This window comes from Curtobacterium sp. MCLR17_042 (assembly GCF_003234695.1).
Classification (GTDB): domain Bacteria; phylum Actinomycetota; class Actinomycetes; order Actinomycetales; family Microbacteriaceae; genus Curtobacterium; species Curtobacterium flaccumfaciens.
Map to the genome: position 1 here is coordinate 94,399 of NZ_QKTD01000008.1, position 14,667 is coordinate 109,065.

Annotated in this window: 14 protein-coding genes and 1 pseudogene; 12 read left to right on the plus strand and 3 right to left on the minus strand. The window is 71.0% G+C overall.

Annotation, left to right across the window (positions count from 1 at the left end; translation table 11 throughout):
* Positions 1–98: 98 nt before the first annotated feature.
* The 4 genes from DEJ02_RS09825 (at position 99) to DEJ02_RS09840 (ending at position 3,117) form a co-directional block, all read left to right on the plus strand.
* Positions 99–335, plus strand: a complete 237-nt coding sequence (locus DEJ02_RS09825) for a hypothetical protein (protein ID WP_111032868.1) — start codon at positions 99–101, stop codon at positions 333–335.
* 76 nt (positions 336–411) lie between these two features.
* A complete protein-coding gene (locus DEJ02_RS09830) occupies positions 412–981 on the plus strand; it encodes a GNAT family N-acetyltransferase (protein ID WP_214540627.1) in 570 nt (189 codons plus the stop codon).
* A 55-nt stretch (positions 982–1,036) separates the two neighbouring features.
* A complete protein-coding gene (locus DEJ02_RS09835; protein ID WP_027466139.1) occupies positions 1,037–1,228 on the plus strand; it encodes a hypothetical protein in 192 nt (63 codons plus the stop codon).
* 122 nt (positions 1,229–1,350) lie between these two features.
* Complete coding sequence (locus tag DEJ02_RS09840; protein ID WP_111032869.1) at positions 1,351–3,117, plus strand: hypothetical protein; 1,767 nt, start codon at positions 1,351–1,353, stop codon at positions 3,115–3,117.
* 104 nt (positions 3,118–3,221) lie between these two features.
* Here the strand turns inward: DEJ02_RS09840 and DEJ02_RS09845 are convergent, their stop codons facing one another.
* A complete protein-coding gene (locus DEJ02_RS09845) occupies positions 3,222–3,716 on the minus strand; it encodes a MarR family winged helix-turn-helix transcriptional regulator (protein ID WP_111032950.1) in 495 nt (164 codons plus the stop codon).
* A 103-nt stretch (positions 3,717–3,819) separates the two neighbouring features.
* Here DEJ02_RS09845 and DEJ02_RS09850 point away from each other — a divergent pair, with 103 nt between their 5' ends.
* Together DEJ02_RS09850 and DEJ02_RS09855 are read left to right on the plus strand one after the other, a co-directional pair.
* A complete protein-coding gene (locus tag DEJ02_RS09850; protein ID WP_111032870.1) occupies positions 3,820–4,752 on the plus strand; it encodes an NADP-dependent oxidoreductase in 933 nt (310 codons plus the stop codon).
* Between the two features lie 56 nt (positions 4,753–4,808).
* A complete protein-coding gene (locus DEJ02_RS09855; protein WP_111032871.1) occupies positions 4,809–5,798 on the plus strand; it encodes an alpha/beta hydrolase in 990 nt (329 codons plus the stop codon).
* Between the two features lie 32 nt (positions 5,799–5,830).
* Here the strand turns inward: DEJ02_RS09855 and bla are convergent, their stop codons facing one another.
* Complete coding sequence (gene bla / locus DEJ02_RS09860; protein ID WP_111032872.1) at positions 5,831–6,772, minus strand: class A beta-lactamase; 942 nt, start codon at positions 6,770–6,772, stop codon at positions 5,831–5,833.
* 60 nt (positions 6,773–6,832) lie between these two features.
* Here bla and DEJ02_RS09865 point away from each other — a divergent pair, with 60 nt between their 5' ends.
* Positions 6,833–7,390 carry a GNAT family N-acetyltransferase gene (locus tag DEJ02_RS09865; RefSeq protein ID WP_111032873.1) on the plus strand — a complete coding sequence of 186 codons (558 nt, stop codon included), beginning with the start codon at positions 6,833–6,835 and terminating at the stop codon, positions 7,388–7,390.
* Between the two features lie 160 nt (positions 7,391–7,550).
* On the opposite strand, the gene DEJ02_RS09870 is transcribed toward DEJ02_RS09865, so the two are convergent.
* Positions 7,551–9,032 carry a mannitol dehydrogenase family protein gene (locus DEJ02_RS09870; RefSeq protein ID WP_111032874.1) on the minus strand — a complete coding sequence of 494 codons (1,482 nt, stop codon included), beginning with the start codon at positions 9,030–9,032 and terminating at the stop codon, positions 7,551–7,553.
* A gap of 184 nt (positions 9,033–9,216) precedes the next feature.
* On the opposite strand from DEJ02_RS09870, the gene DEJ02_RS09875 reads away from it, so the two are divergent.
* The 5 genes and pseudogenes from DEJ02_RS09875 (at position 9,217) to DEJ02_RS09895 (ending at position 14,593) form a co-directional block, all read left to right on the plus strand.
* Positions 9,217–9,855, plus strand: coding sequence for a TetR/AcrR family transcriptional regulator (locus DEJ02_RS09875; protein ID WP_027466131.1), 639 nt, complete (start codon positions 9,217–9,219; stop codon positions 9,853–9,855).
* An 86-nt stretch (positions 9,856–9,941) separates the two neighbouring features.
* Positions 9,942–12,593 carry an MMPL family transporter gene (locus tag DEJ02_RS09880; RefSeq protein ID WP_111032876.1) on the plus strand — a complete coding sequence of 884 codons (2,652 nt, stop codon included), beginning with the start codon at positions 9,942–9,944 and terminating at the stop codon, positions 12,591–12,593.
* A 134-nt stretch (positions 12,594–12,727) separates the two neighbouring features.
* A pseudogene (locus tag DEJ02_RS09885) lies at positions 12,728–13,170 on the plus strand (MarR family winged helix-turn-helix transcriptional regulator).
* Positions 13,171–13,221: 51 nt separating this feature from the next.
* Positions 13,222–13,434, plus strand: a complete 213-nt coding sequence (locus DEJ02_RS09890; RefSeq protein WP_027466129.1) for a hypothetical protein — start codon at positions 13,222–13,224, stop codon at positions 13,432–13,434.
* A gap of 37 nt (positions 13,435–13,471) precedes the next feature.
* Positions 13,472–14,593 (plus strand): alkene reductase, encoded by a 1,122-nt coding sequence (locus DEJ02_RS09895; RefSeq protein WP_111032877.1) that lies wholly within the window; start codon positions 13,472–13,474, stop codon positions 14,591–14,593.
* Positions 14,594–14,667 lie beyond the last annotated feature (74 nt).

Below are 14,667 nucleotides of genomic sequence, written 5' to 3' on the forward strand. Positions count from 1 at the left end.
GCTCGGGCGGTCGCCGTGACTTCCCCGCGGAACACCGTCGTGTCCGCTGGGAAAGTGCCGGCGCGATCCGCTCCCCGCCGCCGCGCTACGATCCGGGCATGACCCCGATCGCGCCACGTGTGCTGCACATCCTCTGCACGGCGTTCCTCGTCGTGGCGTTCCTGGCATCGTTCGTCGGTGGGTACGCGAACGCGAACGACTCCGGCGAGGGCGGCGCGGACATCGGTGCCGGGGCGCTGATGTTCTTCGGTGCACTCGCCGGCGTGGTCGGCATCGGGCTCGGCGTCGCGGCGCTCGTCTCCGGCCTCGCCGCCGCCCGGCGCAGCGCAGCCTGACCACCGGTCGCGCGCCGTTCCGAACACCACGGTCGCGGTGGTGGCGGGATCGCCAGGACCGGAGGATCATCGGCCCATGGAGTACTCGACGGCGATGCTCACCGAGGAGACGTGGCCCGACTTCGCTGCGCTCGTGACCCGCAGCAACGGTGTGTGGGGCGGGTGCTGGTGCATCGGGTTCCACCCGGACGGCCCACGCGGGACGCCCGACCCGACGACGTCGCACCAGGAGGCGAAGCACCGCCACGTGCGGAACGGCACGAACCACCAGGTGCTCGTCTACGCCGACGGCACGGCGGTCGGGTGGTGCCAGTTCGGGCGGCCGGTCGAGCTGCCGACGATCCTGAACCCCGGCGCGTACGCCCGCGACGCCTCGACGCCGCCGGACTGGCGGATCGGCTGCGTGTTCGTGGAGTCCCGACACCGCGGCCAGGGGGTCGCACGCGCCGCGGTCACGACCGCGCTCGAGGAGATCCGGCGGGCCGGCGGCGGGACCGTCGAGGCCTACCCGGAGCAGACGGTCGAGCGGAAGCCGCAGCGCGGGGCCTACCTGCACACCGGGCCGGAAGAACTGTTCACGCAGTTCGGGTTCGTGCGCGACCGCCGCATCGCCAAGTGGCGGTGGGTGATGCGCACGACGGTGTGACCGGCGTACCCGCTCGACGCCGCGCTGCCAGCCCGGCGCGCGTACCGTGGGAACCGTGACACGCACCGCTCCGGTACGACCGCACCGCCTCGCCCTCATCGGCGCCGCCGTGGCCCTGGTGATCGGGGTCGGACTGCTCTTCACCCCCTGGGACGGGCCGGTCATCGTGCTCGCCTGGGCGCTCATCGTCGCCGCGGTCGTCCTCGGCGCCATCACGCTGTTCTTCGTGCGGGCTCCCCGCAGCTAGTGCCCCACCGGGGGCACTTGTCCCCTTTTCTCCCGACTGTCCGAGCGCGGCATCGGGTCTACGGTCTGTCCCGTGCGGCAACGACGCCGCACGATGACGAATCGAGCATCATGCAACGACGGATGAAGCGAATCCTCGCGCTCGCCCTGAGCGTCGGTGTCGTGGGGGCACTGGCTCCGGCGATCTCTGCCCAGGCAGTCGCCACGAGCGACACCCCGGACTTCGGCAGCAACGTGAAGATCTACGACCCCACGGTGCCGGCATCGACCATCCAGGCCGACGTCGACGCGGCGTTCACCAGCCAGCTCCGCAGCACGACCGCGCAGTTCGGCACGCAGCGGCACGTCTTCCTGTTCAAGCCCGGTAGCTACGGCCGCGTCTGGGCGAACCTCGGCTTCTACACGTCGGTCGCCGGGCTCGGCAAGAACCCCGACGACGTCACGATCAACGGCGCGGTCAACGTCGACTCCGGGTGGAACGCCGGCGACGAGAAGAACGCGACACAGAACTTCTGGCGGTCGGTCGAGAACGTGGCGATCGCGCCCGAGAGCGGAACCGACCGGTGGGCGGTGTCCCAGGCCGCCCCGATGCGCCGGGTCCACGTGAAGGGCAACCTGACGATGGGTCCGTCGAACCAGGATGGTGGACAGGGATACTCGTCCGGCGGCTACATCGCCGACACGAAGGTGGACGGCACGGTGACGTCAGGCTCCCAGCAGCAGTGGTACACGCGGAACTCGACGATCGGGGCGTGGCAGGGCGGCAACTGGAACATGACCTTCTCAGGGGTCCAGGGCGCCCCGGCGAACGACTTCTCGAAGAGCTACACGACGCTCGCCACCACGCCGACCACCCGGGAGAAGCCGTACCTGTACGTGGATTCGTCGAACAAGTACCACGTGTTCGTCCCCTCGATCAAGCAGAACGCGAGCGGTGTCACGTGGCCGAACACCGCCGGCACCGACCTCCCGATGCGGAACTTCTACGTCGCGCACCCGGGGGACTCGGCGGCCACCATCAACGCCGCTCTGGCGCAGGGCCTCAACCTCTTCTTCACGCCGGGCACGTACCAGCTCGACTCGCCGATCGCCGTCACCCGGGCGGACACCATCGTGACCGGAATCGGTTTCCCCACCCTCGTCCCCACCAGGGGCAACGCCGTGCTGACGTCGACCGACGTCGCCGGGGTGAACGTGTCGAACCTCGTCGTGGACGCCGGCACGCAGAACAGCGCACAGCTCGTCCGCCTCGGCAGTGCTGGGTCGCACGTCGACCACGCGGGAGATCCGCAGAGCATCCAGGACGTCTTCTTCCGCGTCGGTTCGAGCGTGCAGGGCAAGGCAACGACCACCCTGCAGGTGAACGCCGACGACACGCTCATCGACCACATCTGGGCGTGGCGGGCCGACCACGGCGGCGCGCCGACGGGCTGGAACGTCAACACCGGCGCGACCGGGGTCGAGGTGAACGGCAACGACGTGCTCGCCACCGGGCTCTTCGTCGAGCACTACCAGAAGTACGAAGTGCTCTGGAACGGTGAGAACGGCAGAACGATCTTCTTCCAGAACGAGATGCCGTACGACGTCCCGGACAACGCATCTTGGCAGAGTCCGACCGGCGCGGGCTACGCGGCCTACAAGGTGGCGTCCTCGGTCACGAAGCACGAGATCTGGGGCGGCGGCGTCTACGCCTTCTTCAACACGAACCCGTCCGTGCACGCCGACCGGGCGTTCGAGGTCCCGCAGACCGCCGGCGTCCGCGCCCACGGTCTCGTCACGGTCTCGCTCGGCGACACGGGCACCATCTCGAGCATCATCAACGGGGTCGGCGGCGCGGTTCCCACACCGGCGGGCAACACCGCTCCGAACCGACTCGCGTCGTACAACTGATCGGTAGCCGTGGGAGCGGATGCTCCTCACGGTGCGCACGGGAGCGTCCGCTCCTGCAGGACGACGGCCGGTTGCTCCACGAGCAGCCGGCCGTCGTCCTGCGATCAGCTCCGCTTCCGTGACGCCGCGGAGCGTGGTGGGTTCGCGCGCAGGTGCTCCGCCGCTCCCCCGAGGATCCGCGCCAGGTCGTCGACGTCCGCGCCCGACATCGACGCGAACAGCAGGGTGTGCAGCGCCTCGATGTGTCCGGGGAAGACCGCGGCGAGGACGTCACGACCGGCCCGGGTGATCGTCACGACCGTGCTGCGTTCGTCGTCCGGCGAGGGCCCGCGGGTGACCAGCCCGCGCTGCTCGAGCAGTTGCGCCTGGTACGTGAGCCCGCTGCGGCTGTAGACGACCCCGTCGGCGAGGTCGGTCATGCGCTGCTGCCCGCCCGGAGCGTCACCGAGCCGGGCGAGCAGTTGGAACTGCACGTAGCTCAGGCCGCCCACGTCGCGCAGCTGCCGCTCGACCGCGTGGCGCAGCAGGCTGCTCACCTCGGTGAAGGCGAAGTACGCCCCGAGCTGCGTCGGGGTCAGGGAGTTCGGCGCATCGGTCACGAGATCCATCCTACCTGTTGCTTCGAGTTCGAAGCAGTGCTAGCGTCACCGTCAGTTGCTTCGAACTCGAAGCATACGAGCAACACCGACGAAGGGCACGATCATGCAGGCAGTACGGTTCCACGAGGTCGGCGGTCCCGAGGTGCTCCGCACCGAGGACGTCGAGCAGCCCACCCCGGGTGCCGGGCAGGTGCGACTCCGCGTCGCCGCCTCGGCGTTCAACGCGGCGGACAACGGGATGCGGGGCGGGTTCCTGCCGATCCCGGTCCAGCTGCCGCACGTCCCCGGCTACGACGTGTCCGGCACCGTCGACGCGCTCGGCGACGGTGTCGAGGGGATCGCGATCGGGGACGCCGTCGTCGCGTTCCTGCCGATGGAACTCGACGGCGGGGCGGCCGAGTACGTCATCGCCCCGGCGGACGCGGTGGTCGCCGCACCGACGAGCCTCCCGCTGGCCGACGCGGCGGCGCTGCCCTCCGTGGCACTCACCGCGTGGCAGGCACTGTTCGACGACGGGCGGCTCGAGGCAGGCCAACGCCTGCTGGTCATGGGAGCCGGCGGCGTGGTGGGCAAGTACGCGATCCAGCTCGCCGTCCGCGCCGGGGTCCACGTGATCGCGACGGCGAGCCCGCGCAGCATCGAGGCCGTCCGGGCAGCCGGCGCCCACGAGGTCATCGACCACACCACGACCGACGTCCGTGCCGCCGTGACGGAGCCGGTCGACGTGCTGCTCAACCTCGCCCCGATCGACCCGCAGGACTTCGCGGCACTCGTCGACGTCGTGCGCGACGGCGGCGCGGTCGTCAGCACCACGGCGTTCATGCCCACGCCGGACGACGAGTCCCGCGGGGTCCGGGCGGCGACGGTGTTCGTCCTGCGCAACCGCGAACGCCTGGCGGAGCTGGTGTCCCTGGTCGACGCCGGGGCGCTCACGGTCGAGGTCACCCGGCGCATCCCGCTGACCGCACTGCCGTCCCTGCACGCCGAGGCGGCCGCCGGACGGATCAGCGGCAAGGTCGTGGTCCTGGTCGGGTGACGGCCGCACACTCCCGCACCAGCACCGCCCGCAGCAGCGCCGGATACGCTCGGCGCATGACGGACCAGGGGTGGCACGAGGACGTGCTCGGAGCACCGTACGAGCGGCTCGAACTGCCGCTCGGCACCGACTCCGAAGGGCCCGTCGTCGCCACCCTGGTCCGCCGCCGGCACACCCCGACGGACCTGCTGCTGCACGGTCGCGGGCCCCTGCACGGGGTCGACGTGCTCTACGTGCACGGCTGGTCGGACTACTTCTTCCAGGTGGAGCTCGCCGAACGCCTCGAGCGGCTCGGTGCCCGGTTCCACGCGCTGGACCTGCGGAAGTACGGTCGGAGCCTGCGCCCGTACCAGACCCCGGGCATGGTCGACGACCTGGCGGTGTACGACGAGGACATCGCCGCGGCGCTCGACGCGATCTCGGCCGAGCACCCCGGCTCGGACCGCCGCCGACTCGTCCCGATGGGCCACTCCACCGGCGGCCTGACCCTGTCGCTCTGGGCAGCTCGGCACCCGGAGCTCGTGCACGGCCTCGTGCTGAACAGCCCGTGGCTCGAGTTCCAGGCCACCGCGGTCGGGCGGGCGATCGTCGCACCGGTCATCAAGCTCGGTGCCCGCCGGAACCCCCTCGCGCCGATGCCCGCGGTCGACCCCGGCTTCTACACGCGCACCGTCTCGGCCGAGGGCGAGGGGTCGTGGACCTACGAGCAGCAGTGGCGGCCGGAGCGCGGCTTCCCCCTGCACCCCGGGTGGCTCGCCGCGGTCTTCGACGGCCAGGCAGAGGTCGAGAAGGGCCTCGGGATCGGGGTCCCGACCCTGGTGATGCTGAGCGACAAGAGCATGCTCCAGCCGCGGTGGGACCCCGGGATGGCGCGGGCCGACGTCGCCCTGAACGTCGACACGGTGGCGCACCGCTCGCTCTCCCTCGGCGAGGAGGTCACGGTCCGCCGACTCGAAGGTGCCCTGCACGACGTCGTGCTGTCCGCGCCGGAGGTGCGGGAACGGGCGTACGACGCGATCGGGCGCTGGGCGAGCACACTCCGGTAGTCCCGCGACGACAGTCCCGCGACGCTGGCGACTCAGTCGGACAGCCCGGCCACCGCGGTGCGGGTGGCCGCGGCGACGAGCGCGTCCGACGGCTCCGCCCCGGGATCAGCGCGGCTCGTCATGACCACGAGCACGACGGGGCCGCGCCCCGGCGGTGTCACGACCGCGATGTCGTTCCGCACCCCGTAGGACGCCGTGCCGGTCTTGTCGGCGACCCGCCACGACGGGTCCACCCCGGCACGGATCGTCGCGTCCCCGGTCGTGTTGCCGAGCATCGCCTCGCGGAGCACCCGCCGGTCGGCGGCGTCGAGGGCGTCTCCGAGCAGCACGGTCCGGAGGTCCGCCGCGAACCGCTCCGGCGTCGTCGTGTCCCGTCGGTCACCCGGGACCGCCTGGTTCAGGTCGGGCTCGGCCCGGTCGACGCGCGTCGTCCGGTCTCCGATGCCGCGCAACCACCGCTCGACGGCGTCCGGCCCGCCGAGCCGCTCCACCAGCAGGTTCGCCGCGGTGTTGTCGCTGGAGCGGAGCGCGGCGTCGACGAGCTCGCGCACCGTCATCCCGGTGTCGACGTGCCCGCTCGTCACGGGCGCGTACTCGAGCAGGTCGCCGCGGTCGTAGTGCACCACGGTCGCCAGGTCGGCGTCGGAGGAGGCGTCGAGGACCGCCGCCGCGATGAACACCTTGACCGTCGACGCGAACGCGAACCGCTCCCCCGCACGGTGCGCGATCGTCCGACCGCTCCCGGTGTCGATCGCGGCGACCCCGAGCCGTGCGTCGTACCGCCGTTCCAGCGCCGCGAAGGCCCGAGCGGTGGCGGGGTCGGTCGCCGGGTCGGTCGCCGTCGCCGCTGCCGACGCAGAAGCCGAAGCTGACGCGGACGCGGACGACGCCGGCCCGGTCGTCGCACCACCCGGCGCACCGGAGCACCCCACCAGCCCGACCAGCACCAACGCCGTCAGAGCAGCGGCCGTCATCCCCGTCACACCTCGCACGCCCCGAGCCTGCCCGACGACCGTGCAACTACCCTGAGCGGCATGCCAGCCCCCGCCGTCCGCCTCACCCGCCTGGACCCCACCGGCACCGACCGCCAGGAGCTGCTCGCGTTCCTGACGTCCGAGGAGTTCCCGTTCCACGTCCGACGGCGCATCAGCGCGGCCGACGCGGCGAGCGCCGTCGACTCCGGCGCCTACCGCGACGACGAGCACGACACCTCCTGGCTCGACCACGACGACCTCGGGCGGATCGGACTGGTCCGCCTCGAGGACCTGGCCGACCCCGTCCCCCTGTTCGACCTGCGCCTGGCCGGTCGCTTCCGGGGCCGCGGCCTCGGGGTCCCCGCCCTGCGCGCGGTGACCGACCACGTGTTCACGACGATGCCGGCGATCACGCGCTTCGAGGGCCAGACCCGCGAGGACAACACCGCCATGCGCCGGGTCTTCGTCCGTGCCGGCTGGGTGCAGGAGGCCCACTACCGCGAGGCCTGGCCCGTCGACGGCGGCCCGGCCGTCGGGTCGGTCGGCTACGGCGTGCTGCGCCGCGACTGGGAGACGGGCGAGACCACCCCGGTGCCGTGGGACGACGTCGCACGGTGAGCGGCTGACGGTTCTGGTTCACGATCCTCGGGGTTCGCGAACCGGAACCGTCATCGCGCGGACACGAACCGCCGTCCCGCGCCCGTCACGTGGGCAGCAGGCGGACGGGAGGCCCGTGGCGGCGCCGCCACGGGCCTCCCGTCCGTCGGTCGGTCGCGTCTCAGGACCGTGACAGGCGCTCCACGGTGGCGTGCGCGCCGTCCGCGATGAGCCCGTCCAGGGCGTCGCGGTACGCGGCGACGAACCGTTCGTCGTCGACCAGGTCGCCGAAGACCTGGCGGTTCGCGATGAAGGCGAGGCGGTCGTCGCGCTGGGTGAGGGCGATGCGCTGCAGGGGCTCGGCGAGCCGGTCGACGATCTCGATGCGTTCGCCGGACTCGTCGGCGCCCTCGTCGTAGCGGGCCCACGACGCGACGATGCCGGCGGACAGCGTGACGGGTCGACCGGCGGCCAGGTTCTCGCGCACGACGGGGAGCAGCCACTTCGGGATCCGGTCGCTCGACTCGGCGCAGAGCCGGGCGAGGGTGTCGCGCACCTCGGGGTTCTGGAAGCGCTCGATCAGGGTCGACTTGTAGTCCTCCAGGTCGATGCCGGGCACCGGGTGCAGCGTCGGCGTGCCCTCTTCGTCCATGTAGCGGCGCAGGAAGGTCGCGATCGCCGGGTCCTGCGTGGCCTCGTGCGCGTAGCGGTACCCCGACAGGTAGCCGAAGTAGCAGAGCCCCTGGTGACTGGCGTTGAGCAGCCGGAGCTTCATGAGTTCGTACGGCTCGACGTCGTCGACGAGCTGGACGTCGGCGTCCTCGTAGGGCGGCCGGCCGGCGGGGTGGTCGTCCTCGAGCACCCACTGGAAGAACGGTTCGGCGACGACGGGCCAGGCGTCGTCGATGCCGAGCTCGTCGCGGACCCAGGCGCGGTCCTCGTCGGCGGTGACCGGGGTGATGCGGTCGACCATCGAGTTCGGGAACGCCACGTGCTCGTCCATCCAGTCCGCGAAGGCCGGGTCCTGCAGCCGGGCGTAGGCGGTGAACATCGACCGTGCGACGTGCCCGTTGCCCTGGATGTTGTCGCAGGACATCACGGTGAACGGGTCGAGGCCGCGGTCCCGTCGGCGGCGCAGTGCCTCGACCACCAGGCCGAACACCGTGCGGGGCGGGCCGTCGCCGCGCAGGTCGGCCGCGACGCCGGGCTCGTCGGCGACGAACTCGCCGGTGACGTGGTCGAAGTTGTAGCCGCCCTCGGTGATGGTCAGGCTGACGATCCTGGTGTCCGGGTCCGCCATCTTCTCGACGACGGCGTCGGGGTCGTCGACCGCGAGCAGGTACTCGACGATGCTGCCGACGACGCGTGACTCACGGGTGCCGTCCGGGTGCTTGAGGACGAGCGTGTACAGGCCGCCCTGCTCGGCCATCGCGGTCGCCATCCGACGGTCCTGCTCGAGCACGCCGACGCCGCAGATGCCGTACTCGCGGGCCTCGCCTCGCTGCAGGAGCCGGTCGACCACCATCGCCTGGTGCGCGCGGTGGAACCCGCCGACGCCGAAGTGGACGATACCGGCAGTGATGCCGTCGCGGTCGTAGGTGGGCACGGCGACGCCGCTCGCGGCGATCTCGTCGAGGGTCTCCGGGGACAGGCGGACGGGCATCGGTACTCCTTCGTACGGTGGCGGATCCGCGGGCGGTGACGCAGCGGTTCGTCCCGCCAGTCTGGCACCCGGCACCTCCGACTGAACAGCGGTGCAGCACAGACGTTCTGCACCGGGGGACGAACCTGGGGATGCCCTCAACCTCGTTGCACCGAGTGCATCGATGCACCTAGTGTTCGATCTCGTGACCATCGCGACCGACCGCCGTGCTGCCCTCAAGGCGAAGCACCGTGCGGCGATCCTGCAGGCCGCTCGCGACCTGATCGACGAGCGCGGCGGCCGGGACTTCAGCGTGGACGACCTCGCTGCCCGGGCCGACATCGCCCGGCGCACCGTGTTCAACCACTTCGCCTCGCTCGACGAGGTCCTGCTGGCCGTGTGCGAGCAGGAGCTGTCCGTCATCATCGACCGGTTCCTCGCCGACATGGCCCGGACCCCGGTGGGCGACGGCAGCCGGGCGTCGATGTTCGACGAGCTCGAGTCCGCCGCCCGCGGTGCCGACCTGGCTCCGGCGATCGCCAGCATGTACCGGATCCTCGGCGACCCCGGCAAGGACGACCCGAAGGCCGCGGTCCTGACCCAGACGGCGTTCTCGCGTGTGACCGAACGACTCCGGCACGAGGTCGCCCGGCGCTACCCGGCCGCCGACCCCCTCGACGCCGCGCTGCTCGTCGAGTCGCTCATGAGCGGCATCGTCGTCATCGCAGAGCACTGGCTGGCGACGTCCGGCCCCGAGCTCGACCAGCCGGCGCTCGACGCCTGGGACGACCTGCTCGCACGACTCGTGCACAGCGTCCGCAGCGGCTACATGGCCGACGACTGACACCGCCCCACCTCCTCATCCCCCAGGGGTCCACCGGCGCACCCCGCACCACCAGCACCTGACACGAAAGGACCGCAGGCAACCGCATGGCCGGTCTCCTCTACCGTCTCGGACGGTTCTCCGCACGACGCCACTGGCTCGTGATCATCACCTGGGTCGTGATCATGGCCGTCGCGGGCGTCACGTACACGCTCTTCGCCGGCACCATCTCGTCGTCGATCACGATCCCGAACACCAAGACCAGTCAGGTGCAGGACCAGCTCGCCGACAAGTTCCCATCGGCGAACGGCGGCAACGGCACGATCGTCTTCGAGACGAAGGACGGCAAGGCGTTCTCGTCGTCGCAGCAGTCCGAGATCGACGACTTCCTGACCAGCCTCGAGAAGCTCGACGGCGTCAAGGGCACGACGAGCGGCTTCGACACCCAGCAGCAGCTCGACGACCAGCGGCAGAAGATCGTCGACGGCCGTGACCAGATCGAGTCCGGTCGCGCGAAGATCGAGACCGGCCAGGACCAGCTCGACGCCCAGAAGGCGCAGCTCGAGTCCGGCAAGCAGAAGATCGAGGACGCCCAGGCGCAGCTCGACGCGCAGAAGGCCCAGGCGCAGGCAGCCGGTGGCGCAGCCGTCCCCGCCGCACAGGCGCAGGCAGCGGCCGCCCAGCTCCAGCAGGCGCAGGCGCAGATCGACGCCCAGCAGGCCCAGATCGACGCCGGTGAGCAGCAGATCGCCGACGCCCAGAAGACGATCGAAACGAACAAGCAGAAGCTCGACGACAACGAGCAGGAGCTCGAACAGGGCTCGGACCTGCTCGACCTGTCGAAGGACATCCGCTTCGTGTCGGACAACGGCAGCGCCGCGATCGGCACCGTGCAGTTCACGAAGTCGACCTACGAGGTCCCCGCGGACACGAAGACCGCCATCGCGGACGACGCCGAGTCGGCCGACATCCAGGGCGTCAACGTGTACGTCTCGAACGACATCGCACAGGGTGTGCCGTCGATCCTCGGCCCGGGTGAGATCGGCGGTGTCATCATCGCCGCGATCGTGCTGCTCCTGATGCTCCGCACGGTCATCGGCGCCGCGGTCCCGCTCGTCAGCGCCGTGCTCGGCGTCGGCGTCGCCTCGCTCACCGCCCTGTCGTTCTCGAGCGTCGTCGAGTTCATCTCGGTCACGCCGGTCCTGGGGGTGATGCTGGGCCTGGCGGTCGGCATCGACTACTCGCTGTTCATCCTGAACCGGCACCGGACCCAGCTGAAGCAGGGCATGCAGGTGCACGAGTCGATCGGGCTCGCGAACGGCACCTCGGGCAACGCCGTGGTGTTCGCCGGTGCGACGGTCATCGTCGCGCTGCTCGCGCTGAACATCACCGGCATCCCGTTCCTCGGCCTGATGGGCACGGTCGGCGCGGTCGCGGTGCTCTTCGCGATCCTCATCGCGACGTCCTTCACCCCGGCCCTGCTGTCGCTCATCGGCATGCGGATCCTGCGGAAGAAGGAGCGCGCGAAGATCGGCAACACCGACTCCACGCGGATCCCGAACAAGCCGATGTCGAGCTGGCGCGCGGTCATCACGCTCGTCCTCGGCGTCGCGGTGCTCGGCACCATCGCCCTGCCCGCGACCCAGATGCGCCTCGGCCTGCCAAGCGGTTCGTCCGAGGCCGTCGAGTCGAGCCAGTACAAGGCCTACAAGACGCTCGAGAAGGAGTTCGGCGCCGGGCAGAACGGCCCGCTGCTCGTCGTGGCGACCCTGCCGGAGTCGATCAGCAAGAGCGACGTCACCGCGACCGAGGTCACCATCGGCCAGGCGATCGCGAAGAACGACGACGTGAAGGCCGTGCTGCCCATCGGCGCCTCGAAGGACCGTGACATCGTCGCGTTCCAGGTGAAGCCCGCCGGCGGCCCGGACAGCGTCTCCACCGAGAACGTCGTGAAGGACCTGCGCGAGCAGACCGTCTCCACCGACGACGGCAAGGTCACCCTCGGCGTCGCGGGCAACGCGTCGGCGAACATCGACGTGTCCGAGAAGCTGTCGAACGTGCTGCCGCTCTACCTCGTGGTGGTCGTCGGGCTGTCACTGATCATCCTGATCATCGTGTTCCGGTCGTTCCTCGTGCCGATCACCGCCACCGCCGGGTTCATCCTGTCCGTGCTGGCGTCGTTCGGCGGCCTGACCGCGATCTACCAGTTCGGCTGGCTCGGCTCGGTCTTCGGTGTGCACGACCCGGCACCGATCCTGAGCTTCCTGCCCATCATCGAGATCGGCATCCTGTTCGGTCTGGCGATGGACTACCAGCTGTTCCTGGTGTCCGGCATGCGTGAGGCCTACGCCCACGGCGCGAGCGCGAAGGTGGCCGTCCAGCGCGGTCTGCACGCGGGTCGCGCGGTGGTCACGGCGGCGGCGATCATCATGATCTCCGTGTTCGCGGGCTTCATCTTCTCGGACTCGTCCACCATCAAGCCGATCGGCTTCGGGCTGGCGTTCGGTGTGCTGATCGACGCCTTCGTCGTCCGCATGCTGCTCATCCCGTCGGCGATGCACCTGCTCGGCAAGAGCGCCTGGTGGTTCCCGAAGTGGCTCGACCGCATCGTGCCGGACGTCGACGTGGAGGGCGCGAAGCTCGAGCGCACCCACCCGGTCGCCGGCCACGAGGACACGCACACCGGCACCCACGCGCTCCCCGTGGAGCCGGACGCGAACGCGCACGACTCGGGCCACCCGCCCGCGCACCGCGCGTAGTCGACGCACCAGCGCAACCACCCTGGAGGCCCGGTGCCGGTCCACGAGACCGGCACCGGGCCTCCAGGCCGCTGTGCCCACCGCCCCGGGTCGCGACCACACCACTTCGTGCACGAACGAAGTACCCTGAGGGCATGACCCAGACCGCACCGGACCCGCTCGCGCTCGACCGGCAGCTCTGCTTCGCACTCGCGGCGACGAGCCGCAGCGTCATCGGGCTGTACCGCGACCTGCTCGAGCCGATGGGCTGACCCACCCGCAGTACCTCGTGATGCTCGCCCTGTGGGAGCGGGACCCGCGGTCGGTGCGGGAGATCGCCGGCGAGCTGCGACTCGACTCCGCGACACTGAGCCCGCTGCTCAAGCGACTGGAGGCCTCCGGCTACGTCCGCCGCACCCGCAGCGCCGCCGACGAACGCCAGCTCGAGGTGTCCCTGACGACCGCCGGGCACGCCCTGCGCGACCGAGCGCAGGCGGTGCCGCTCGCCGTCGCCGACCGGCTCGGGTGGCCACTCGCCCGACTCGAGTCCCTGAAGGACGAGCTGACCGAGCTGCTGGAGCGCGTCGATCAGGTGTGATCCGAGGCCATCAGTGCCATAATGGTTCGTGCACGAACGAAAGGATGCACCGTGGGACGCTTCGGCCAGTGGTACGAACGGTGGAACACGACGCTCATCAACAAGATGGGCCCCTCGCAGATCGGCGCCGGTCGCCCCGAGGGCATCGACGACCGGACGATCGACCGGGGCTGCCCCCTGTGCGGCAAGCCCCTCTCGCAGCACCAGGTGATCCGGCCCGAGGGCCAGGTGCGCTCGTCGACGCTGGTGTGCCCGCGCGACTGACCGCGCTGCCTGAAGAAGTGCTCCGAGGCGGAATTGCATGGGACAACTCGTCGTTCGCCCTGACGTGAAGCTCTTCGAATCCGCCTCCATCGGCGCCCTGTCCCTGTCGAACCGCGTCGTCATGGCCCCGCTCACGCGCACCCGCGCCGGCGAGCACGGCGTCCCGAACGACCTGCTCGTCGAGCACTACCGGCAGCGCGCCGGCCTCGGCATGATCATCACCGAGGGCACCTGGCCCGTGCAGGAGGGCCGCTCGTACCCCGGGCAGCCCGGCATCGAGACCGACGACCAGATCGCCGGCTGGCGCCGCGTGACCGACGCCGTGCACGCCGCCGGCGGCACCATCGTCATGCAGCTCATGCACGGTGGCCGCGTCTCGCACACCGACATCTCGCAGACCCCGCGCATCGTCGCCCCGTCCGCCATCGCCGCCCCCGGGCAGACGCACCTGGCCGACGGCTCGAAGGCCGACATGCCCGTCCCGCACGAGCTGACCACCGCCGAGGTGCAGGAGGCCGTGCAGGGCTTCGTGCAGGCCGCCCGCAACGCGATCGCCGCCGGACTCGACGGGGTCGAGGTCCACGGCGCCAACGGCTACCTGGTGCACGAGTTCATGTCGCCGGTGTCGAACACCCGCACCGACCAGTACGGCGGCTCCCCCGAGAACCGCGCACGCTTCGCGATCGAGGTCACCACCGCCATCGCCGACGCCATCGGCGCCGACCGCACCGGCATCCGCCTGTCGCCCGAGCACGGGATCCAGGGCGTCATCGAGGACGACGCCGCCGACGTGCGCGCCACCTACACCGCCGTCGCCGAGGGCCTCGCGCCGCTCGGCCTCGCCTTCGTCGACGTCCTGCACGCCGAGCCGACCGGCGACCTGGTGCAGCACGTCCGCCGTACCGCGGGCGCGCCGTTCATCGTGAACTCGGGCTTCTCGTCGCTCACCACCCGCGACGAGGCCATCGCGATCGTCGACGGCGACCACGCCGACGCCGTCGCCGTGGGCCGCGCCGCGATCGCCAACCCGGACCTCGCGCACCGCTGGGAGCACGACGCCGAGCTCAACGAGCCGCGTCCGGAGCTCTTCTACGGCGCGACCGCCGAGGGCTACACCGACTACCCGTCGCTGGCCGAGGCGCGCGCGACCGTCGCGTAGTCGACGCACCACCTGACGGACGGGAGGCCCGTGGCGACACCGCCACGGGCCTCCCGTCCGTACCGGGGCCACGT

What these genes read in the sequence shown, in the direction of transcription:
- DEJ02_RS09825 (WP_111032868.1), top strand. Translation starts at nt 99, where the DNA reads ATGACCCCGATCGCGCCACGTGTGCTGCACATCCTCTGCACGGCGTTC.
- DEJ02_RS09830 (WP_214540627.1), top strand. Translation starts at nt 412, where the DNA reads ATGGAGTACTCGACGGCGATGCTCACCGAGGAGACGTGGCCCGACTTC.
- DEJ02_RS09840 (WP_111032869.1), top strand. Translation starts at nt 1,351, where the DNA reads ATGAAGCGAATCCTCGCGCTCGCCCTGAGCGTCGGTGTCGTGGGGGCA.
- DEJ02_RS09850 (WP_111032870.1), top strand. Translation starts at nt 3,820, where the DNA reads ATGCAGGCAGTACGGTTCCACGAGGTCGGCGGTCCCGAGGTGCTCCGC.
- DEJ02_RS09855 (WP_111032871.1), top strand. Translation starts at nt 4,809, where the DNA reads ATGACGGACCAGGGGTGGCACGAGGACGTGCTCGGAGCACCGTACGAG.
- bla (WP_111032872.1), bottom strand. Translation starts at nt 6,772, where the DNA reads ATGACGGCCGCTGCTCTGACGGCGTTGGTGCTGGTCGGGCTGGTGGGG.
- DEJ02_RS09865 (WP_111032873.1), top strand. Translation starts at nt 6,833, where the DNA reads ATGCCAGCCCCCGCCGTCCGCCTCACCCGCCTGGACCCCACCGGCACC.
- DEJ02_RS09870 (WP_111032874.1), bottom strand. Translation starts at nt 9,032, where the DNA reads ATGCCCGTCCGCCTGTCCCCGGAGACCCTCGACGAGATCGCCGCGAGC.
- DEJ02_RS09880 (WP_111032876.1), top strand. Translation starts at nt 9,942, where the DNA reads ATGGCCGGTCTCCTCTACCGTCTCGGACGGTTCTCCGCACGACGCCAC.
- DEJ02_RS09895 (WP_111032877.1), top strand. Translation starts at nt 13,472, where the DNA reads ATGGGACAACTCGTCGTTCGCCCTGACGTGAAGCTCTTCGAATCCGCC.